The 20,652-nt window shown below is 70.9% G+C and carries 21 protein-coding genes; 2 read left to right on the plus strand and 19 right to left on the minus strand.

Translation table 11 applies throughout. The features are described 5' to 3' along the window. Positions 1 to 1,074 carry a 1-acyl-sn-glycerol-3-phosphate acyltransferase gene (locus J2S63_RS03250; RefSeq protein ID WP_310298538.1) on the minus strand — a complete coding sequence of 358 codons (1,074 nt, stop codon included), beginning with the start codon at positions 1,072 to 1,074 and terminating at the stop codon, positions 1 to 3. After that, positions 1,071 to 1,889 (minus strand): patatin-like phospholipase family protein, encoded by an 819-nt coding sequence (locus J2S63_RS03255; protein ID WP_310298540.1) that lies wholly within the window; start codon positions 1,887 to 1,889, stop codon positions 1,071 to 1,073. Before J2S63_RS03255 ends, J2S63_RS03250 begins: the two co-directional genes overlap by 4 nt. 70 nt (positions 1,890 to 1,959) lie before the next feature. Here J2S63_RS03255 and J2S63_RS03260 point away from each other — a divergent pair, with 70 nt between their 5' ends. Then, complete coding sequence (locus J2S63_RS03260; protein WP_310298542.1) at positions 1,960 to 3,258, plus strand: FUSC family protein; 1,299 nt, start codon at positions 1,960 to 1,962, stop codon at positions 3,256 to 3,258. 27 nt (positions 3,259 to 3,285) lie between these two features. Here J2S63_RS03260 and J2S63_RS03265 read toward each other — a convergent pair whose 3' ends face one another. The 16 genes from J2S63_RS03265 to J2S63_RS03340 all read right to left on the minus strand — a co-directional run bounded on the left by J2S63_RS03265 (position 3,286) and on the right by J2S63_RS03340 (position 18,158). Further along, on the minus strand, positions 3,286 to 4,071 hold the full coding sequence (locus J2S63_RS03265; protein WP_310298544.1) for a glucose 1-dehydrogenase: 786 nt from the start codon (positions 4,069 to 4,071) through the stop codon (positions 3,286 to 3,288). Between the two features lie 4 nt (positions 4,072 to 4,075). Beyond that, positions 4,076 to 4,978: a 3-oxoacyl-ACP reductase gene (locus tag J2S63_RS03270; RefSeq protein ID WP_310298547.1), complete on the minus strand. Its 903-nt coding sequence runs from the start codon at positions 4,976 to 4,978 to the stop codon at positions 4,076 to 4,078. Positions 4,979 to 5,042: 64 nt separating this feature from the next. Next, positions 5,043 to 5,234 (minus strand): ferredoxin, encoded by a 192-nt coding sequence (locus tag J2S63_RS03275; protein WP_310298549.1) that lies wholly within the window; start codon positions 5,232 to 5,234, stop codon positions 5,043 to 5,045. 26 nt (positions 5,235 to 5,260) lie between these two features. Then, a complete protein-coding gene (locus J2S63_RS03280) occupies positions 5,261 to 5,737 on the minus strand; it encodes a pyridoxamine 5'-phosphate oxidase family protein (protein WP_310298551.1) in 477 nt (158 codons plus the stop codon). 1 nt (position 5,738) lies between these two features. Then, positions 5,739 to 6,725: an NAD(P)/FAD-dependent oxidoreductase gene (locus J2S63_RS03285; RefSeq protein WP_310298553.1), complete on the minus strand. Its 987-nt coding sequence runs from the start codon at positions 6,723 to 6,725 to the stop codon at positions 5,739 to 5,741. A 118-nt stretch (positions 6,726 to 6,843) separates the two neighbouring features. Then, positions 6,844 to 7,611, minus strand: coding sequence for a hypothetical protein (locus J2S63_RS03290; RefSeq protein WP_310298555.1), 768 nt, complete (start codon positions 7,609 to 7,611; stop codon positions 6,844 to 6,846). Further along, positions 7,598 to 8,110 carry an Rv1363c family protein gene (locus tag J2S63_RS03295; RefSeq protein ID WP_310298557.1) on the minus strand — a complete coding sequence of 171 codons (513 nt, stop codon included), beginning with the start codon at positions 8,108 to 8,110 and terminating at the stop codon, positions 7,598 to 7,600. Before J2S63_RS03295 ends, J2S63_RS03290 begins: the two co-directional genes overlap by 14 nt. 7 nt (positions 8,111 to 8,117) lie before the next feature. Continuing rightward, positions 8,118 to 9,365 (minus strand): MCE family protein, encoded by a 1,248-nt coding sequence (locus J2S63_RS03300; RefSeq protein WP_310298559.1) that lies wholly within the window; start codon positions 9,363 to 9,365, stop codon positions 8,118 to 8,120. Continuing rightward, complete coding sequence (locus tag J2S63_RS03305) at positions 9,362 to 10,615, minus strand: MCE family protein (RefSeq protein ID WP_310298561.1); 1,254 nt, start codon at positions 10,613 to 10,615, stop codon at positions 9,362 to 9,364. The genes J2S63_RS03300 and J2S63_RS03305 overlap by 4 nt, the downstream gene beginning before the upstream one ends. Next, on the minus strand, positions 10,612 to 11,814 hold the full coding sequence (locus J2S63_RS03310; RefSeq protein WP_310298563.1) for an MCE family protein: 1,203 nt from the start codon (positions 11,812 to 11,814) through the stop codon (positions 10,612 to 10,614). Before J2S63_RS03310 ends, J2S63_RS03305 begins: the two co-directional genes overlap by 4 nt. Then, positions 11,814 to 12,791, minus strand: coding sequence for an MCE family protein (locus J2S63_RS03315; RefSeq protein WP_310298565.1), 978 nt, complete (start codon positions 12,789 to 12,791; stop codon positions 11,814 to 11,816). Before J2S63_RS03315 ends, J2S63_RS03310 begins: the two co-directional genes overlap by 1 nt. Next, positions 12,788 to 13,867: an MCE family protein gene (locus tag J2S63_RS03320; RefSeq protein WP_310298569.1), complete on the minus strand. Its 1,080-nt coding sequence runs from the start codon at positions 13,865 to 13,867 to the stop codon at positions 12,788 to 12,790. Before J2S63_RS03320 ends, J2S63_RS03315 begins: the two co-directional genes overlap by 4 nt. Next, positions 13,864 to 15,225 carry an MCE family protein gene (locus J2S63_RS03325; RefSeq protein WP_310298572.1) on the minus strand — a complete coding sequence of 454 codons (1,362 nt, stop codon included), beginning with the start codon at positions 15,223 to 15,225 and terminating at the stop codon, positions 13,864 to 13,866. The genes J2S63_RS03320 and J2S63_RS03325 overlap by 4 nt, the downstream gene beginning before the upstream one ends. A 16-nt stretch (positions 15,226 to 15,241) precedes the next feature. Beyond that, complete coding sequence (locus tag J2S63_RS03330; protein ID WP_425573297.1) at positions 15,242 to 16,081, minus strand: MlaE family ABC transporter permease; 840 nt, start codon at positions 16,079 to 16,081, stop codon at positions 15,242 to 15,244. Position 16,082: 1 nt separating this feature from the next. Continuing rightward, positions 16,083 to 16,856 (minus strand): MlaE family ABC transporter permease, encoded by a 774-nt coding sequence (locus J2S63_RS03335; protein ID WP_425573298.1) that lies wholly within the window; start codon positions 16,854 to 16,856, stop codon positions 16,083 to 16,085. 288 nt (positions 16,857 to 17,144) lie between these two features. Next, positions 17,145 to 18,158 (minus strand): TerC family protein, encoded by a 1,014-nt coding sequence (locus J2S63_RS03340; RefSeq protein ID WP_310298574.1) that lies wholly within the window; start codon positions 18,156 to 18,158, stop codon positions 17,145 to 17,147. An 82-nt stretch (positions 18,159 to 18,240) separates the two neighbouring features. On the opposite strand from J2S63_RS03340, the gene J2S63_RS03345 reads away from it, so the two are divergent. Then, positions 18,241 to 18,564: a YiaA/YiaB family inner membrane protein gene (locus tag J2S63_RS03345; RefSeq protein ID WP_310298578.1), complete on the plus strand. Its 324-nt coding sequence runs from the start codon at positions 18,241 to 18,243 to the stop codon at positions 18,562 to 18,564. Here J2S63_RS03345 and uvrB read toward each other — a convergent pair. Further along, positions 18,521 to 20,647: an excinuclease ABC subunit UvrB gene (gene uvrB / locus J2S63_RS03350; RefSeq protein WP_310298581.1), complete on the minus strand. Its 2,127-nt coding sequence runs from the start codon at positions 20,645 to 20,647 to the stop codon at positions 18,521 to 18,523. The two genes, J2S63_RS03345 and uvrB, sit on opposite strands and share 44 nt — an antisense overlap. Positions 20,648 to 20,652 lie beyond the last annotated feature (5 nt).

Genomic DNA, 20,652 nt, shown 5'->3' on the forward strand with positions numbered 1-20,652 from the left:
TCAGCGGGTGGATCGGCGACGCACGCGCAGTCGCAGCGGCTCGAGGTCACGGGGACGGTTCTCGTCGACCCACCGGTCGATGTCCTCCCACCAGGAGAACAACCAGTCGATCCGCTCGTCACGGTCGGTCGGCACCTCGGCCCGTGGCACTCGCCACCACCGCATGAGGATCTCCTTGTCCATCGGCAGCTCGCGCCACACGTCACGGACGGTGACGAGGTGCTCCAACCCCGTGTGCGCCACGAGCATCACGTCGGCGTCCGGGGCGGCGTCGAGGGCCGCCAGCAGGCCACCGGGCTGGGGTGCGAGCACGTGCTGCATCCCCTCGGCACGCTCGGCCATGCCGTGCAGGCCCTTCTCCCGCAGGCGGGCGATGCGGGTGTGGCGGCGGCGGGGGGTGAAGTTGCCGCCCTCCGGGAAGATCACGAACGCGTCGTCCTCGTCGAGGTCGGCGGCCAGGCCGGCGATCGCCTGCTCGACGTCGGCGTCGCCTGCGGAGATGAAGCGGCTCGGCACACGGTTGAGCAGCGTGTCCACCATGGGGTCCCAGGCCAGGGTCTCCTTGAGGACGACGCGGGGCTCGCGGTCGTACCAGTGCAGCAGGGCGTACATCAGCACGAACGAGTCGCCCGGCCCCGCGTGTCGGCAGCAGACCAGCAGCGGGTCGCCGGGCCGCGCGTCGGGGGTCGGCCCCTCGGTGCTGATCTTGAGCCGCAGGACCCGGCGGCACTCGCGGAAGAACACCACGAGATACCACCGCGCCAGGACGTAGTGGGCGCGCTCGAAGCGTGGCCCGTGCAGCTTCCACCCCAGGCCCGAGGCGATCCACAAGCCGAACAGCGCGACCAGCATGAGGCTCTCCAGCACCGCCTGGACGACCGCGATCCACAGCAGCCGCAGCGGACGCCACTGCCCGGGCACGAACGGCGACAGCGCCGCGGCCGCGAGCAGGGCCACCGGCACGAACCCCAGGAGCAGCACGGTCAGCCCGACCACGAGGCTGCCGGTCACGGCGCGGCGCGCCCCCCGCACCCACCAGCGCGGCGACCAGGTCGGGACGTAGCGCTCGGTCACAGCGACCGCTCCAGGTAGGCCCGCGAGGCGTCGTACGCCCGGGTGATGCGGTCCGTGACCCCGCCGAAGCGGCGGTAGGCCAGCAGGGAGTCGTCGGCGGCCGACCCGCCACCGGACGGCATCACGTGGGCCTCGACGTGGTCGGGCAGCTCGGCGAGCTCGCGGTGGAAGCGGTGCCGGCGCGCGATCTCGAACGAGACCCGGGCGACCTCCCACGGCCGCCGCGGCAGGGTGAGCGGGCGCTCGACCCGGCCGACCTGGAGCACGAAGACCCGGTCCGCCCCGAGCGCCACCGCCCGGCCCAGCGGGATCGAGTTCACGATGCCGCCGTCGAGGTAGTGCTCACCGTCCACCTCGGCCGGCTCCAGGAGACCGGGGACGGCGGCCGAGGCCATCACCGCGTCGACCACCCGGCCCTCGGTGAACCAGTGCTCCGCGGCGCGCTCGATCGAGGCGGCGCAGCACTGGAAGGGGACGAGCAGGTCGCCGAACGTGCGCTCCCCCAGCTCGGCCTCGATCCGCCTGCGCAGCGGGGCGCTGGAGTGCAGGTGGGTGCCGGTGCTGACCGCCCGCCGGACCTGCCGGAGCACGCCGTCGGGGTAGATCTCCTCGCTCGTGGCGGCGCGCCACAGCTCGGTGAGCCGTCGGACCACCTCGTCGCCGGGGTACGCCGCCACGAGCGCGCCGTTGAGGGCACCCACGCTCGTGCCGAGCACCAGGTCGGGCTGGACGTCGGCCTCCAGCAGCGCCTGGAGCATGCCCACCTCGGCGGCACCGAGCACACCACCACCACCGAGCACGAAGGCTGTCGTCATGGCCCCACGCTAGGTGACCGGTCGAACCGGGCGGCTTGGTCTGGGCCCACCCACGCGGTATCCATGACTCGTGCAAGGGCAATGGCGCACCACCGTGGTCGGCCAGCTCGCGCGGCTGCGCCTGCGCGGGCGCTCGGGCACGCTGTGGTCGCTGCGGATCACGGTGGCCGCGGTCGCGAGCTACGTCGTGGCGCTGGCCCTGTTCCCCGGCTCCACCCCGCTGCTCTCGCCGCTGACCGCCATGCTCGTCGTGCAGGTGACGCCGTGGAGCCTGCTGGCCAGCGGGATCGACCGGGTCGTCTCGGTGGTCCTCGGCGTCTCCGTCGCGATCGGGGTCTCCGCGCTGGTCCCGCTGACGTGGTGGAGCCTCGGGGTCGTCATCCTGGTCTCGCTGCTGCTCGGCCAGGTGCTGCGGCTGCGCCACAACCTGCTCGAGGTCCCGATCAGCGCCATGCTCGTGCTGGGGGTGGGCTCGCTGGCCACCGAGTCCGCGGCCAGTGACCGGGTCCTGGAGACGTTGGTCGGAGCCGGGGTCGGGGTGGTGGCCAACCTGGCGTGGCCGCCCAAGGTCGCCAGCGCGGACGCCGGGACGGCGATCGACGACATGGCCAACTCGCTGGCCGACCTGCTCCGCGGCGCGGCCGGCGACCTGGAAGGCTCCGACGGCTCCCCCGAGGACCTGGTGCGCCTGACCGACCGGTTCCTGGGGCAGGTCCGGCAGGTGACCCACCGGATCCCCGACGCCGGGTCGGCCCTGCTGCGCGCGGAGCAGAGCCGTCGCCTCAACGTGCGTGCCGTGGGCAAGGCCGACCGGGGCCCCGGCCTGCGCCAGGGGCTGGAGGCGCTGGAGCACAGCGCGGTGTCGATCCGCGGACTGCTGCGGGCCTTCGCCGACGCCGCCGCCTTCCTGGCTGCCGACGACACCACCTCGACCGACCCCGGCCTGCGCAGCACCGGAGCCCGGGTGTGCCGCGTGCTCGCGGACGCCGTCGACGCGTTCGGCCAGACCGTGGCCGACGACGCGATGGGCTCCGCCGAGGACAGCACGCGCAGCCTCACCGCCCTCCGCACCCGGGTCACCGAGCTGCGCGAGCTCCACCTGGAGCTCCAGGCCCGGATGGAGACCACCACCGACCCGGCCATGGTGGAGCTGGTGGCCTACACCACGGCGACGGTCCGCCGTCTGATCCGCGAGCTCGACCCCGACGAGCGGCTGCGCCGGCAGCTGCGGCTGCGCCGGGCCCAGCGGCCCGTGGCCCCCCGCCTGCGCCACCGCGACCCGCCCTCCGGACCCCTCGGGGAGGTCGGCGAGGACTCCCCCACCACGGTGTTCCACCCCCGGCTGAGCAAGCCCCGCCCGCCCGACTGACCCCGGCGGGGAGCAGACGACAGCGCCTCAGCCGCCGAAGGCGTGGGTGGCCGTGCAGCCGCCGTCGGCGACGAACTCCGCGCCGGTCGAGAACGAGCTCTCGTCGCTGGCCAGGAAGACGTACATCGGCGCGAGGTCCTCGGGCACGCCCACGCGCTTGAGCGGCACCCGGCTCGCGCCCCACTCCATGCCGGCGTCGCCGGCGTAGCCGCGGGTCATGCCGGTGTCGATCATGCCGGGGTGCACCGAGTTGACCCGGATGCCCTTCGGGCCCAGCTCCATGGCCGCGGCCTTGGTCATGCCGCGGATCGCGAACTTGGTGCCGGTGTAGGCCACGAGCGTCGCCATGCCGGCCAGGCCCTCCACCGACGAGGTGTTCATGATCGAGCCGCCGCCGTTGGCCGCCATCACGGGCGCGACCGTCTTCATCCCGAGGAAGCAGCCGCGCACGTTGATCGAGAAGATCCGCTCGAAGTCCTCCAGCGGCATCGTCGTGAGGTCGGCGAACGCCAGGATGCCGGCGTTGTTGACCAGCGTGGTCACCGGCCCGAACGCCTCGGTCGCCGTGGCCACGCAGGCCTGCCAGCTCTCCTCGTCGGAGACGTCGTGGTGGACGAAGACCGCGGCCTCGCCCAGCTCGTCGGCCAGCAGCTTGCCCGCGTCGTCGGCGATGTCGGCGACCACGACCCGGGCGCCCTCGGCCACGAAGTGGCGGCAGATCGCCGCCCCCTGGCCCTGCGCGCCACCGGTCACGATCGCGACCTTGCCGGCCAGCCGGCCGCCCTGTCGGTTGGGTCCCCCGTTGCCCGTCACGTCCTCAGACCTCCAGTCGCATGATGCTGTCAGCGGCGAAGCAGATCGCCGGGTCACGGTCGGAGAAGTAGCTTCCGACCTGCTTGTCGAGGTCGGCCAGGTCCCAGGTCGACCCGGAGGCGTCGAAGCGTTGCTCGACCGTGGGCGCCGCGACCAGCGCGACCATCCCGCCGTACACCACGAAGACCTGGCCGCTGATCGCCTGCGCGGCGGGCGAGGCGAGGTAGGCCACCAGGGGCGCGACGTGGGCGGGCGAGAGCGGGTCGACCTCGGCCCCGGAGTCGTCGGTCTCGCCGAAGACCCCGGCGGTCATCGCCGTGCGGGCCCGGGGGCAGATCGCGTTGGCGGTCACCCCGACCCGGCCCAGCCCGCGCGCCTCCGACAGGGTCAGCGCGGTGATGCCGGCCTTGGCGGCGGCGTAGTTGGGCTGGCCCGGGGAGCCGGAGAGGAACGCCTCGCTGGAGGTGTTGACGATCCGGCCGTACGTCGGGGCGCCGGTCTCCTTGGCCACCGCGCGCCAGTGGGAGGCGGCGTTGCGGGCCAGCAGGAAGTGGCCGCGCAGGTGGATGCGGATGACGGTGTCCCACTCCTCGTCGGACATGTTGAACAGCATCCGGTCGCGGGTCACCCCTGCGTTGTTGACCACGATGTCGAGCCGCCCGCGAGCCTCCGCGGTCGCGGCGAGCAGCGCGTCGGCCGTCGACCGCTCGCCCACGTCGCCCGCCACCGCCTCCGCCGAGCCGCCAGCGGCGCGGATCGCGTCGACCGCCTCGTCGGCGGCACCGGGCAGGTCGTTGAGCACGACGTGCGCGCCTGCCTGCGCGAGGGCCTCCGCCTCGGCGCGGCCGAGGCCGGCGCCGGCGCCGGTGACGACCGCGACCCGCCCGTCCAGGCTGAGATCACTCACGCTTCCACCGCCTTCGCTGCGCTGGACGGCGGAGCCAAGCGCCTGTGCCTGGAGTTCGCTCCGCTCACGGGACGATGCTCAGCGCGGCCTTGGGGCACGAGGCCACGGCCTGCTCCACTCGGGCACGGTTCTCGTCGGTGACCTCGTCGGTCAGGATCTGCAGGTAGTCGTCGTCGTCCACCTCGAAGACGTCGGGTGCGATGCCCACGCAGATCGCGTTGGACTCGCAGAGGTCGAAGTCGGCCTTGACCTTCATCAGCTCATCTCTCCTGTCTCGATGCCTCAGCCCTGTCCGGGCAGGGCCTTCATCTTGCTGTGGTCCCAGCTGGCGACCTTGTCGGGCGTGATCACGATGCCGACCCGCTTGGCCACCTGCTGCTCGACGATGTCGCGGCCGAGGTCGCCGAGGTCGGCACCCCCGGCCATCGCCGTCACGACGGCGCTGCCGATGCGGCGGATCCCGTCGGGGTCGCGCACCAGCTCGGCCGTGCCCTGGATCGAGACGCCGGCCAGCTCGGCGTAGTCGCTGCCGGTCTCGACCAGGGCGGTGATGCGCGGGTCGCGCTCGAGGTTCTTGACCTTCTGGGAGGTGCCGTAGGTCCAGAACGCGATGCGTCCGTCCTGCACCACGTAGAAGAGCGTGGTCAGGTGGGGCGCGCCGTCCTTGCCGACGGTGGCGACCTGGACCTTGATGTGGGCGCCGAGGAAGTCCTGGACCTCCTGCTCGCTCATCGCGACCGCCTGTCGAGACCTGCTCATCTCATCCTTCCGAGGAGTGGCCCGGGAAGAGGTGGGCCTCGGGGTTGATCGTCACCGCGGCGTTGTTGACCGCGGTCGCCGCCTCCCCGAAGCCGACGGCGATGAGCCGCACCTTGCCGGGGTAGTCGCTGATGTCGCCGGCGGCGAACACCCGCGGCAGGTTGGTCGCGGTGGTGGAGTCGACGACGATGTGGCGCTTGTCGGTCTCCAGCCCCCACTGCTGGATCGGGCCGAGGTCGGCGACGAACCCCAGGGCCGCGACCACCGCCTGCGCCGGGAGCGTCTCGCTCTCCTTGGTCTTCACGTGCTCGACCTCGACGTGGGTCACGCGCCCCTCGCCCATGAGCTGCGCGACGTTGGCGTTGGTGATGACCCGCACCGAGGAGCCCAGCACCTTGTCGACCGTCGCCTGGTGGGCGCGGAACGCGTCCCGGCGGTGGACCAGCGTGACCGAGGCCGCCAGCGGCTCGAGCGCGAGCGCCCAGTCGAAGGCGCTGTCGCCGCCGCCGACGATGACGACGTCCTTGCCGACGTAGCCGTCGAAGCTCGGGACGAAGAAGGCCACGCCGTCGCCCATCCAGCCCTCGGCCGCTGGCAGGGGACGCGGGGAGAACTTGCCGATGCCGGCGGTGATGATGACCGCCTTGGCCACGACCTGCTCGTCCTCGCCGATGGTGACCGTGACGGTGCCGGAGGCCTCGTCGCTGACCAGGTGCGTGGCGGTGCGGCCGAGCAGGTAGAGCGGCGAGGCGGTCGCGGCCTGCTCCACCAGCCCGGCGACCAGCTCCTTGCCCTTGACCACGGGGAAGCCGGCGACGTCGAGGATGTCCTTCTCGGGGTACATCGCGGTGACCTGCCCACCGAGCTCGGGCAGCGAGTCGACCACGCCGACGCTGAGCCCGCGGAAGCCGGCGTAGTACGTCGCGTAGAGGCCCACCGGACCCGCCCCGATGATCAGCAGGTCCAGCTCGTGGGTGGCTGTGGTCACGCTCGTCCGCCTGTCGATGAACCCTGTCGGGGATGGCTCAGTCGGAATGTAGAACGTGTTCTAATCTATCCGACTCCGGCGGTTCTTCCTAGCACGTCCTGAGCTCCGGGCACCTCCCTCAGGAGGTGGGGAACGAGATGTCGTCGATCAGCCACGACCCGTCGCGACGTACGACGGTCACGTTGGCGCGGTCCTGCAGGATCTGCTGCTTGTCGGACCCGGCGGTCGAGGTCGTGCGGTTGATGAACACCAGGGTGGTCACCTCGTCGCGCTCGGCCCGCACCACCGCCACCGCGACGACCTGGGCGTCCTGCGTGCGGCGCTGCTTGCGGGCCCGCTCCTCGATCTCGTCGAGGGTGTCCTCGTAGTCCTTGCGGAACGACGGCGTCAGCTGGGCCAGCGCCTTGGCCCGGTTGTCGTCGAAGGTCTGGAAGTCGTAGCTCAGGACCGACTGGAGCTTCTCCGGCAGCGTCGCCCGCACGGTGCGGCCCGCGTCGTCGGCGGCCTGCAGGTCCTGCTCGTGGCGCCAGGCGAGGAAGGCCATCGTGGCGAAGACCAGGGTCAGCACGAGCGCCAGCGCCGAGGCGGCCAGCACGACCGGGCGGGACGGCCCGCCGCCCGCCGTCCGGCTGGTCTTCGTGCCGTCCGGGGTGGTCTCGACAGGCTCGACCACCGGGGGCTCGACCACCGGGGGCTCGACCACCGGGGGCTCGACCACCGGGGGCTGCTCGACCGCAGGCTCCTCGACCGCGGGCTCCTCGACGGGTGGGAGGTCGCTGTGGCAGTAGCGGCACCGGATGGCCGCGGCCTTGATCACCTCGGCGCAGTAGGGGCAGACCTTGCTGTCGGCCGGGACCTCGCCGGCGCCCGGCTCACGCGGTGGCATCGACGAACTCCAGGTTGGAGGTGAGCCAGCGGCCGCCGACCCGGGTCACGGTGACCTGGAGGCGGTACTGGCGCGGCTGGGGGGTGGAGGTGCTGCGGTTGGTCACGTCGGCGTCCATGACGATGAGGACGCGGGCCTCGCTCCCCCGGCGCTCGAGCAGCGCCGCGCCGTCCTTGGGGATGGTGGGCACCTGCACCGAGCGGTTCTGCTGGATCAGGCGGCGCAGGGGCTGCTCGCTCTGCTTGAACTGCTGCAGGAACGGGCCGGTGGCTCCCTGCTCGACCCGGCTGACGAAGTCGTCGATCTTGCGGTAGTCGACCGACGCCCAGCTGAGCGTCTGGGCCGTGGCGGCGTCGAGGGCGGCGCGGTCCGCGGCGACCGACTCCTCGGCGTCGGAGGCCTTGCGCGACAGCACCACCCAGGCGGCGACGGACAGGACGACGGGGACGAGCAGCGCGGCCAGCGCGACCCACCCCGTCCAGCGACGGGACCGGCTCATCTGCCCGTCACTGCTCCAGCGTGGGGCCGATGAGCATCCACTTCCAGGCGTCCTTCCCGTAGACGTCGCTCGCCCCGAGGCCGCTGACGACGACCTGGTCGGGGGTCCCGACGACCGTACCGGTGCGGGGGTCGTACGGCGCGACGCGGTAGCTGCGCGTCTTGGGCGCGGGGGCGTACTTCGACCCGCGCGAGGTGTAGGGCGAGGGCGAGGCGCAGTGCGCCTTCAGGTACGTCGGGGCGTCGCGCAGGTCGAGCGGCGAACGCCACTGCGACTCGGGCTTGTAGCCGGCGGTGCAGGGGGGCGGGTCGTTGGTGTACTCCAGGTGCACGTGGCCGTAGCCGTCCTTGGTCGTGCCGCTGAAGCCCGAGGCGATGATCACCGGGTAGGTCACCAGCAGCTGCTCGACCGAGGCGAGCCGCGCGACCGTGACCTGGTTGACCGTGACCAGGTTGCCCAGCAGCACCGGCAGCGTGGGCTCGAGGTCCTTCATCAGCGCCTGCACCTCACGGGCCGCGCCGGGGCCGCCCTGGAGCACCTGGCGCAGCTGGGGGTCGCGCGAGCGCAGGGCCCCGCTGATCTCGGCGAGCCCGGAGGCGAAAGCCTTGATGTTGTCGGCGTTGGCCGCCTGGGTGCGCAGGACCGTGCGGCCGTTGCGCAGCAGGCGGATCGTCTGGGCCTGGTTGGCGTCGGCGGCGTCGATCAACCGGCCGCTGCCGTCGATCAGGTGGCCGAGCGGGCGACCGGTGTCGTTGAACATCGCGCCGAGCTCGCTGATCGTGGTCTTGAGGTTGGCCCGGTCGACCGAGCCGACGAACCTGTTGAGGTCGACCAGCAGGTCGCCCTCGTCGACGGGGATCGAGGCGTCGTTGCCCGTGATCGTGTCTCCCTGGCCGAGGAACGGCCCCTTGTCCGAGGGCGGCTCGAAGTCGAGGTACTGCTCGCCGACCGCCGACCCGTTGTGCACGAACATCGGGCTGTCCTGGGGCACCCGGGCCCGGTCCTCCAGGTCGAGGCGTACGGCGACCTGGTCGCCGCGCGGCACCATCGAGTGGACCTTGCCGATCTGGACGCCGCGGTAGGTCACCTCGCTGCCCTCGTAGAGCCCGCCGGTGGTGGGCAGCACGGCGGTCACCGTGAAGCCGCGCCCGAGGATGCGGTCGACCAGGCCGAGGTAGTTGGCGCTGGCGTAGAGGACGCCGACGGCACTGATCACCACGAAGGCGATCAGCCGGCGCCGCACGCTGCTGGTCACGCCTGCCCACCTCCCAGCAGCTGGCCGAGGGAGGTCGAGCTCGAGGTGCGGTTGGTGCCGAGCAGGCCGCCGAGCAGGCCCCCGCCCGAGCCACCGCCCGAGCCACCGCCCGAGCCACCGCCCGAGCCGCCCGGGCCGGGCAGGTCGGGGAGGTCGGGCAGCTGCGGCGTGCCGCCGCCACCGGGGAGCGGGACGCACAGCGGCGTGCCGGGCACGCAGGTGCCACCGCCGTTGCCGCCGCCACCCCCGCCGCCGCCACCGCCGGCGAAGTTCTGGAACAGGTTGTCGAGGTTGACCGAGAAGACGATCGAGGTGTTGGCGTAGTCGCCGTGCACGATGTCGTTGGACTCGATCGGGAACGGGAAGCTGATCAGCAGCCCCAGCGCCGGCGGGATCTGGTCGTCGGCGTCGGCGATCTCGCGCACGACGGGCTCCAGGGAGCGCAGGTCCGCGAGCAGGTCGTCCTTGGTCGCGCCGATCACCCGGGTGCCGACCTTGCCGAGCCGGTCGAGGGCCTCGAGCATCGTCATCAGCTGCTTGCGCTGGTCGGCCAGCACCTTGACCGCACCGGGGAACTCGTCGAGGGCCGCGGTGACCGTGCCCTTCTCCTTGTTGAGCGTGGCCGAGAAGCTGTTCAGCTTCTCCATCGCGGTGAGGATGTCCTGCTTCTGGGCGTCGAGGCCGCTGACCAGGGTGCGCAGCTCGCCGAGGAGGTGACGCATGCGGCCCTGCCGGCCGTCGAAGACCGCGTTGATCTCGCGGGTGATGGTGGCCAGCTGGCCGACGCCGCCGCCGTTGAGCAGGAACGACAGCGCCCCGAGGACCTCCTCGAGCTCCGGGTTGCGTCCGGTCTCGTCGAGCGGGATGCGGGCCCCGTCCTCGAGCCTGCCGCTGGTCGCCCCCTTGGCGGGCACGAGCGCGACGTACTTCTCGCCCAGGAGGCTGGTCTGACGGATGTCGGCGGTCACCTGTGACGGCAGGTCGACGTCGTCCTGGATGCGCAGCACCGCCTCGGCGTGCCACCCGACGCGCTTGAGGTCGACCACCTCCCCGACCGTCACGTCGTTGACCTTGACCGGGGAGCGCGGCACGAGGTTGAGCACGTCGTCGAACTCCGCGGTCAGGGAGATCGCGTGGTCCTTGTCGACCGGCGAGCCGGGCAGCGGGAGGTCGGTCGCCTCGCAGCCGGTGAGCACCACCGTGGTCACCAGCGCCAGGGCGGCCGCTCCGCCGCGGACCAGCCGCCTCATCGCGCACCCCCGAGCAGGCCGGACAGGTCGTCGGCCGAGCGCGCGCCGCCGTACCTCACCGCGACCGCGCCCTCGGAGGCGGCGGCCGGGGCAGGGGCCGCGGCGTTGCTGTTGGCCTGGTCGAGGACCGGGCGCAACAGGGCCTTGAACAGCTTGCACGCCGTGCCGGCCTGCGGGATGCCGCCGCCCTTGACCAGCAGGCAGAGCAGGCCGTCGAGGTTGGCCCGGTTGGGCTCGGTGCGCAGGCGCGACCCGATCGTGCCGCTCTTGGGGTCGAAGGCGATCGCCAGGTTGCCCATCGCGGAGGGGCCGATGTCGAGGACGTTGCGCAGGGCCTCCTTCTCCTCGGCCAGGATCTTCACGATCGTGGTGAGGTCCTTGACGTCCTTGACCAGCATGCCGCGGTTGTCCTTGACGAAGCGCTGCACCCGCCCGAGCACCGAGGCGAGGCTGTCGAGGACGGCGTTGAGCTCGTCCTTCTCCCCCGCCAGCTGGGTCGAGACCGCGCCGAGGTTGTCCATGAACTGGCTCACCGACCGGTCGTTGGCCGCGAGCGCGCCGCTGAACTCGTCGAGCGCCCGGACCGACGCGAAGAGGTCGCCGCTGCCGTCGCCGAAGGTGGTCAGCGCCTTGGACAGGTTGACGATCGTGGCGTTGCCCGCCGCCCCGCGGCCCTTGAGGAACTTCGCGCCGGCGGTCAGCACGTGGTTGAGCGTGCCGTCCCTGTTGACGCCGTTGGGGCCGAGCGCGCGGGTCACGTCGACCAGGCTGCGGTAGATGCGGTCGAGCTCGATCGGGGTCGCGGTGTCCTGCACCTTGATCTCGGCGTCGTCGGCGAGCACGTCGCCCTTGGTGTACGCCGGGGTGAGCTGCACGAAGCGGTCGGCGGTCAGCGTCGGGGTGATGATCACCGCCTGCGCGTCGGCGGGCACCTTGTACTGGTCGTCGTACTCCATCTCGACGCGCACGGTGTTGCCCTCGGGGATGACCGCGGTGACCTTGCCGACCGGGACGCCGAGGATGCGCACCTCGGACCCGGGGAAGAGCTGGACGGCCCGGCTGAAGTCGGCCGACACCGTGCGCGTGCCGCCGCTGTCGCGGAGCATCACGAAGGTCGCGATCACCAGCAGGCCGACGACCAGCAGCGCCACCAGGCGAGGGGCGCCGGAGAGCCGCGGGAGCGAGAAGGAGCGCGCCATCAGCCACCCACCTGCGGGCTGTTCTCGGTGGCGATCGTGCCGAGGTTGACCGCGAAGGCGTCGAACCACGGGCCGGTGCCGATGATGTTGGACAGGATGCGGGTGTAGGGGCCCAGCGCGTGGACCGCGCGCTGGAGCTGGCCCTGCCGCCTGACCAGGGTCTGGGTGACGCGGTGCAGGTCCGCGAGCATGGGGCCGATCTGCTTCTGGTTGTCGTCGACCAGGCCGCCGAGCTGCCGGGAGAGCTGGGCGGTGTTGAGCAGCAGCGTGTGGATCGCCGCGCGGCGGGCGCGCAGCTCGGCCAGGACCAGGTTGCCGTCCTTGATCACCTGGACCAGGTCGCCCTTGCGCTCGGCGAGGAGCCGCGTGACCGACTTGGCCCGGGCGAGCAGCTGCTTGAGCTGCGCGTCGCGCGAGGCGATGGTCTGCGAGACCCGCGACAGGCCGTCGAAGACCGCCCCCGCGTCGTCGCTGGTGCGGTCCATCGTGCCCGCGACGGTGGTGAGCGCCTGCTGCAGCTGGGGGATGTCGATCCGCTCGGTGGTGTCGGAGAGCTCGCCGAACACCTTCACGATGTCGTAGCTGGAGTCGGTGCGCGCCAGGGGGATGGTCGAGCCGCCCTCGGCCTTCTTCCCGCCCTTGGGGTGCAGGTCGATGAACTTCTCGCCGAGCAGGTTGAGGACCTCGATCTGCGCGGTCGACTCGTCGCCGAACGAGACCCCGTTGTCGATGTCGAAGTGCGCCACGACGTAGCTGCCCTTGAGCTCGATCTCGCTGACCCGCCCGACGTCGACCCCGGCGATCTGGACCATGTTGCCCTTGTGCAGGCCGCTGGCGTCGCTGAACTGCGCGGTGTAGCCGGTGCCCCGCATGCCGGGGAACTTCTGGATGTTGAGCGCGAGCGCCATCGCCACCAGGGCCATCACCACGCTGATGGTCCCGATGCGCACGATCTGCGAGCTGGAGTAGCGCCTCATGACAGGTGGCACCGCTTCTCGCTCGAGCTGTAGCGGACGTCGCGCAGCCGCTGGGCCAGCGGCTTGAGGGCCGGCAGCGCCTTGACCAGCTCGCGTGGCAGCGTGATGTCGGCCTGGTAGCTGCAGAGGTAGTAGTTGTACCAGGAGCCGTAGGTGCCGGTGCGGGTCTGGTCCTCGAGCATCTCGGGCAGGTTGGTGAGGATCTGGTTGAGCACCTTGCGGGTCTCGTCGCGCGACAGGACCTCGGCCAGCCGCCGCAGCTGGGCGATGTCCCGCTCGAGGACCGGTCGACCGTCGGTGATGAGGTCGGCGAGCAGCGCGGTCAGGCTCGAGATGTTGACCACCGAGCGGCCGATCTGGACGCGGTCCTCGGCCAGGCCGTGCATCCAGCGGCGCAGCTGCGTGACCAGCTGGCCGACCTGGCTGCGCTTGGCCTGGACGGTGCCGAGGGTCTGGTTGAGGTTGTCGATCACCTGGCCCACGAGCTGGTCGCGGTTGGCGATCGTGGTGGTCAGCGAGGCGGTCTCGCGGACCAGGCCCTCGATCGTGCCGCCCTCGCCCTGCAGGACCTTGACGATGTTGAGCGAGAGCTGGTTGATCTGGCTCGGCTCGAGGGCGTTGAACAGCGGGGCGAACCCGTTGTAGAGCGCACTCAGGTCGAGCGCGGGTCTGGTCTGCGTCGCCGGGAGGGTGGCCCCCGGCTCGAGCGGCGCGGCCGACGCGCCGTCGCCCTGCTCGACCGCCAGGTAGCGGTCGCCGACCAGGTTGAGGTAGCGGACGGCGACCTCGGCGCGCGTGGTCAGTGGCAGGTCCTTGACCACCGTGAAGCCGACCTTGGCCTGGTCTGTGCGGAAGATCTCCACCGACCTCACCTTGCCGACGATGACGCCGGCGACCCGCACGTCGTCGCCCTTCTTGATCAGGCTGGCGTTGCGGAAGATCGCGGAGTACTCCCGGGTCTCGCCGGTGCCGAACTTGCCCATGATCACCACGAGGGTCCCGGTGACCACGAGCGAGACCACGGTGAAGACGGCCAGCTTGGAGCCGGCGACGAGGACGGAACGGCTCACCTTCACGACGGCGCCCCCTCCCCCGCGTGCGTCATGGGGGCGTACATGTAGGACGACAGGGCCGGGATGCGGCTCACCGAGCGGCCCGTGCGCGTGCTCAGCAGCGCAGCGCTGGCCCGCCGCCCGTCACGGGTGTTGCCCGGGTCGACCATGCCCGCCGGGAAGCTCTGCCCGGTGAACGCCTGGACGAGGTCCTGGAGGAACGAGGGACCCGGCTCGGCCCCGCCGGGGAAGTAGGAGTTGCCCAGCCCCTTCTTGGAGTCCAGGTCCGTGCCGTTCCTCAGGTCCAGCCCGGGCCACGGGATCGGCACGTGGTGGGGCAGGCCGTAGCAGCGCGGCCCGCGCGTGTCGTCGTACGCCGGCCGGTCGCGCCGGTCGTAGCCGCGCCGCTGGGTGGTGGGGAACTCGGCGAACTGCTTGACCCGGCCGCCCTCGAAGGTCTTGATCAGGATCGGCTTGTAGGCCGCGACGCCGCGCAGCAGGCAGTTGTACTCGGGGGCGTACTTCTCCAGCAGGCCGAGGATCGGCTTGGAGGACTGGGTGGCCTGGATGGCGGCGGCCTCGTTGTCCTCGAGCACCGTCGAGGTGGTGTCCGAGACGTCGGTGACCGCCTTGAACAGCCCGGCCAGCTCGGCCCGCTTGGCCTTCACCGTGCGGGAGGTGACGGTCAGGTTGCCGAGCGCGCGCACCAGGTCGGGCGCGGCGACGTCGTACGCCGAGGTGACGGTGGCCAGGAGGCGGAGGTCCTCCTGCAGCTCGGGCAGGTGGGGGTTCATCGTGGTGAGGTAGCCGTCGAGCTTCTCGAGGGTGTCGCCGAGCTGCGCACCGCGGCCGTTGAGGGCGGTGGCGAGGGCACCCAGGGTGGCGCTGAGGTCGGCCGGGCGGACCGTGCGCAGCAGCGGGAACAGCCGCTCGAGCACGCGCCCGAGCTCGACCGAGGTGGTGACCCGCTCGGGCGGGATGACGGTGCCGTCCTTGATCCCCTCGGGGCCCGACCGGGCCGGCGGGTCGAGGGAGATGAACTTCCGACCGAACAGCGTGGTCGGCATGATGCTGGCGTCGACGTCACGGGGCAGCGACCGGGCCGCGTCGGGGTCGAGGGCCAGGGTGATGCGCGCCTTGTCGCCGGTCTGGTCGATGCCGCGGATCTGGCCGACGAGCACGCCGTCGTAGCGGACGTCGCCGTACTTCGCCAGCTGGAGGCCGGCCCGGTCGGCCACGAGGGTCACCGTGGTGACGTGGGTGAACGCCTTGGTGTAGATCGCGATCGAGAGCGCCCCCAGGAGCGCGACCGCGACGAGGTAGGCGATGCCCGCCACCACGAGGCGGGCCTCCTCCTTGGCGTCGTTCTCCCGACGCAGCATGACGAACACGGTCAGCTCACCCCGTGATCCGCACCGTGGTCGTGGAGCCCCAGATCGCGAAGCTGAGGAAGAAGTCGGCGACGACGACGGTCACGATCGAGGAGCGGATCGCCCGCCCCACGGCCATGCCGACGCCCGCCGGCCCGCCACTCGCGCTGTAGCCGTAGTAGCAGTGGATCAGGATGATCAGCACCGCGAGCACGATCAGCTTGAGGAAGCTGTAGATCACGTCCTGGGGCGGCAGGAACGCCAGGAAGTAGTGGTCGTAGGTGCCGGCGGACTGACCGAAGATGTAGACGGTGATCAGCCGCGGCGAGAGGTAGGAGGCGAACAGCGCCACGATGTAGAGCGGGATGACCGCCAGGAAGGCCGCGATCATCCGGGTGGTCACCAGGAACGGCAGCGACGGGATGCCCATCACCTCGAGGGCGTCGATCTCCTCGCTGATCCGCATCGAGCCGAGGCGGGCGGTGTAGCCGCAGCCCACCGTGGCGGCCAGGGCGATGGAGGAGACCAGCGGGGCCACCTCGCGGGTGTTGAAGTAGGCCGAGATGAACGCGGTGAACTTCGAGACGCCGATCTGGCTCAGGGAGGCGTAGCCCTGCAGGCCCACCTCGGTGCCGGCGAAGAACGACAGGAACGCGATCACGCCCACGGTGCCGGCGATCATCGACAGCGCCCCGGACCCGAAGGCCACCTCGGCGAGCGTGTTGAGGATCTCCCGCTTGTAGCGACGGACCGCACGCGGCGTCCAGGCGAGCGCGCGGCCGTAGAAGAGCAGCTGGTCGCCGTACTCCATCAGGCGGCGCTTGCGGCCGCGGACGACGGCGGCGCCGAGCTCGGACAACGCTGACATCTCAGAGCCCCTGCTGGGGGACGACCTGGAAGTAGACGGCCGTGATCAGCGCGTTGATGAAGAACAGCAGCATGAACGTGATGATCACGGCCTCGTTGACCGCCCGCCCCACGCCCGAGGGACCGCCGCCGGCACTGAGGCCCTTGTAGGAGCCGACCACGGCGGCCAGCCAGCCGAAGATCGCCGCCTTGACGATCGCGATCAGCAGGTCGGCGAGGGTGGCCAGGGTGGTGAAGGAGGAGAGGAACGAGCCCGCCGAGCCACCGGTCACCACGACGTTGAAGAAGTAGCCGCCGCCGATGCCCGCCGCGATGACGATGCCGATGATCATCATCGAGACGAAGACGGTGGCCGCCACGCGGGGCACGACCAGCCGGTAGAGCGGGTCGACGCCGAGGACCTCCATGGCGTCGATCTCCTCGCGGATCTTGCGCGCCCCGAGGTCGGAGCAGATCGCGGAGCCGGCGGCCCCGGAGATGATGAGGGCCGCCGCGATGGGCGCCGCCTCGCGCACGGTGGCCAGCACCGCCGTGGCGCCGGCGAACGACTCCGCACCGAGCTGTCCGGTCAGGTTGCCGACCTGCAGCGAGATCACCGCGCCGAACGGCACCGACACCAGGATCGTCGGCATGAGGGTGACGCTGGTGACGAACCAGGCCTGCTCGATGAACTCGGCCCACTGGAACGGTCGCCGACCGAAGCGCTTGGTGACCTCGTAGACCATCACGGCGATCTCGCCCGGTCCACGCATGGTCGACGACAGCGACAGCGCCACCGTGCCTCCCTCGTCTCCGCCCGCCCAGCTCGAGTTCCGGAACAGACTAGAACATGTTCTCGTTTCCCGCAGGGGGTCTCACGCCCGAACGGGTGTCCGTGGAGGCACTCCGGGTGAGGAGCCCGCCCCCGTGCGGCACATCACCGCCGCACTGTAACCGCCCACCCGCAGGTAGGGGTGCGACTTTGGGAAGGGCCGGACCAGAGGGGTCCGGAACCTGCGTCATCGCAGGTCAGAAGGGTAGGCGGGACGAATCCCCGCCGCCATACCTAAACAGTGTTCACTTCGTCACTCCGTGGGCTCGGACGCCCGGGAGCCGTCCCGGTCCGGCAGCCCGCCCGAGCGCCACAGGCTCGCGACGGTGGTGACGACCAGGATCCCGACGATCATGCCCAGGGACAGCTCGATCGGGATCTCCGGCGCCCACGAGACGTGCTCGCCGCCGTTGACGAACGGGAGCTCGTTGGTGTGCAGCGCCTCGAGCACGAGCTTGACGCCGATGAAGGTGAGCAGCAGCGCGAGTCCGTAGGAGAGGTAGACCAGGCGCTCGAGCAGCCCGCCGAGGAGGAAGTAGAGCTGCCGCAGGCCCATCAGCGCGAAGACGTTGGCGGTGAGCACGAGGTAGGCCTCGCTGGTCAGCCCGAAGATCGCCGGGATCGAGTCGAGGGCGAACAGCAGGTCGGTGGTGCCGAGCGCGACGATGAGCGCGAACATCGGGGTGAACAGCAGCCGGCCGTGCTCGCGCACCCAGACCTTGCCGCCGCCCCACTCCCCCTCGTCGGTGTGGGGAAGGGCCTTGCGGGTCCAGCGGACCAGGCGGTTCTCCTCGAACTCGTCCTCGTCCTCGGAGCCCTCGAGCGCGAGCTTGACGCCCGTGTAGACCAGGAACGCACCGAAGACGTAGAAGATCCAGCTGAACTGCTGGATCGCCGCCGAACCGACCGCGATGAAGAGGCCGCGGAACACCAGCGCGAGCACGATGCCGATCAGCAGCGCCTTCTGCTGCAGCTCCCGCGGCACCGAGAAGCGGCTCATGATGATGATGAAGATGAACAGGTTGTCCACCGACAGGGAGTACTCCGTCAGCCAGCCGGCGAGGAACTCCTTGCCGTAGCGGGGCCCGCTGAGGGCCCACACCCCGATGCCGAACACCACCGCGGCGCCGATGTAGGTGCCGAGTGCCGCGACCAGCTCCCGGCGGGAGGGCTCGTGGGGGCGACGGCCGATCACGACGACGTCGAGGAGGAGGACGGTGATGGTCACTCCGAGGGTCAGCCACCACACCCAGGCAGGAACGTCCATCCGGGAAGTCTCGCAGACCACTCAGGACGGTTGAGTACGCGCACCCATGCGCGGACGCCGCCTCGCGGCCGAGCATGGAGCCATGACGACGACACCCGCTCCGACCAAGAACACCGCCGCCTTCTTCGCCCAGGCAGGCCTCTCCTTCGGCGTGGCCCTGGTGGGCCTGATCTTCGCGATCATCTACCTGCCGGTCGACCCCTGGATCCGCGCCTTCCTCGCCATGACCGCGCTGTTCCTGGTCTCCTCGTCCTTCACGCTGGCCAAGGTGGTCCGCGACGCGCAGGACGACAAGTACCTGGTCAACAAGGTCGACGAGGCCCGCCTGGAGAAGCTGCTCAGCGAGCAGGACCGCTTCTCGGTCAGCTCACGCCGGCCTGCATCATCTGGCGCAGCTCCTTCTTGAGGTCCCCGATCTCGTCGCGCAACCGGGCGGCGAGCTCGAACTGCAGCTCCGCGGCCGCGGCCTTCATCTGGTCGGTCAGGTCCTGGATGAGCTGGGCGAGCTCGCTGCTCGGTGCGCCGGCCAGGTCGCGCCCGTGGCCGATGTCGGCCTTGCGCAGCGCGGGCGTCGGGGAGCGCTGGCCCTTGTTCTTGCCGCCGGTGGTGCTGGTCTGCCAGGTCTGCAGCAGCTCCTCGGTGCTCTCTTCCTCGCGGGCGAGCATCTCGGTGATGTCGGCGATCTTCTTGCGCAGCGGCTGCGGGTCGATGCCCCGCTCCTTGTTGTAGGCGACCTGCTTCTCCCGCCGCCGGTTGGTCTCCTCGATCGCGAGCTCCATCGAGGGGGTGATCTTGTCGGCATACATGATCACCTGGCCGGACACGTTGCGCGCCGCACGACCGATGGTCTGGATGAGCGACTTGTCGGAGCGCAGGAACCCCTCCTTGTCGGCGTCCAGGATCGTCACCAGTGAGACCTCGGGCAGGTCGAGACCCTCGCGCAGCAGGTTGATGCCGACCAGGACGTCGTACTCCCCCATGCGCAGCTCGCGCAGCAGCTCGATGCGGCGCAGGGTGTCCACCTCGCTGTGGAGGTAGCGGGTGCGGATGCCGGCCTCGAGGAGGTAGTCGGTGAGGTCCTCCGACATCTTCTTGGTCAGCGTGGTGACCAGCACCCGCTCGTTGCGGTCGGCGCGGACCCGGATCTCGTGGATCAGGTCGTCGATCTGGCCCTTGGTCGGCTTGACCACCACCTCGGGGTCGACCAGCCCGGTCGGCCGGATGATCTGCTCGACCACGTTGTCGAGGCCGCCGACCTTGTCGAGCTCGTAGGGGCCGGGGGTGGCCGAGAGGTAGATCGTCTGGCCGATGCGGTCGAGGAACTCCTCCCACCGCAGCGGGCGGTTGTCCATCGCGCTGGGCAGCCGGAAGCCGTGGTCGACCAGGTTGCGCTTGCGCGACATGTCGCCTTCGTACATCCCGCCGATCTGCGGCACCGCCACGTGGGACTCGTCGACCACCAGGAGGAAGTCCTCGGGGAAGTAGTCGAGCAAGCAGTTGGGCGCCGAGCCCCGGCTGCGGCCGTCGATGTGCATCGAGTAGTTCTCGATGCCGGCGCAGCTGCCGACCTGGCGCATCATCTCGATGTCGTACTGCGTGCGCATGCGCAGGCGCTGGGCCTCGAGCAGCTTGCCCTGGCGCTCGAACTCGGCCAGCCGGTCCTGGAGCTCGAGCTCGATGCCGCGGATCGCGCGCTCCATGCGCTCGGGGCCGGCGACGTAGTGGGTCGCCGGGAAGATGTAGAGCTCCTCGTCCTCGGTGAGCACCTCCCCCGTCACCGGGTGCAGGGTCATCAGCCGCTCGATCTCGTCGCCGAAGAGCTCGATGCGGACGGCCATCTCCTCGTAGACCGGGAAGACCTCGAGGGTGTCGCCGCGGACCCGGAAGGTGCCGCGGGTGAAGGCGTGGTCGTTGCGGGTGTACTGGATCTCCACGAGCCGGCGGAGCAGCTGGTCGCGGTCGACCTCGCCGCCCACGCGCAGGCGGACCATGCGGTCGACGTACTCCTGCGGGGTGCCGAGACCGTAGATGCAGGACACCGTGGACACCACGATCACGTCGCGTCGGGTGAGCAGCGAGTTGGTCGCGGAGTGCCGCAGCCGCTCGACCTCCTCGTTGATCGAGGAGTCCTTCTCGATGTAGGTGTCGGTCTGGGGGACGTAGGCCTCGGGCTGGTAGTAGTCGTAGTAGGAGACGAAGTACTCCACCGCATTGTTGGGCAGCAGCTGGCGCAGCTCGTTGGCGAACTGCGCGGCCAGCGTCTTGTTGGGCTGCATGACCAGCGTGGGGCGCTGGAGCTGCTCGACCGCCCACGCGACCGTCGCGGTCTTGCCGGTGCCGGTGGCGCCCAGCAGCACGACGTCCTGCTCCCCGCCCTGGATGCGGGCGGTGATGTCCTTGATCGCCGTCGGCTGGTCGCCCGACGGCGTGTAGTCCGAGATGACCTCGAACGGCGCCACGCGGCGCTTCAGATCGGTGACGGGCCTCATGTCAG

Source organism: Nocardioides marmoribigeumensis (assembly GCF_031458325.1).
In the GTDB taxonomy this organism is placed as follows: Bacteria; Actinomycetota; Actinomycetes; order Propionibacteriales; family Nocardioidaceae; genus Marmoricola_A; species Marmoricola_A marmoribigeumensis.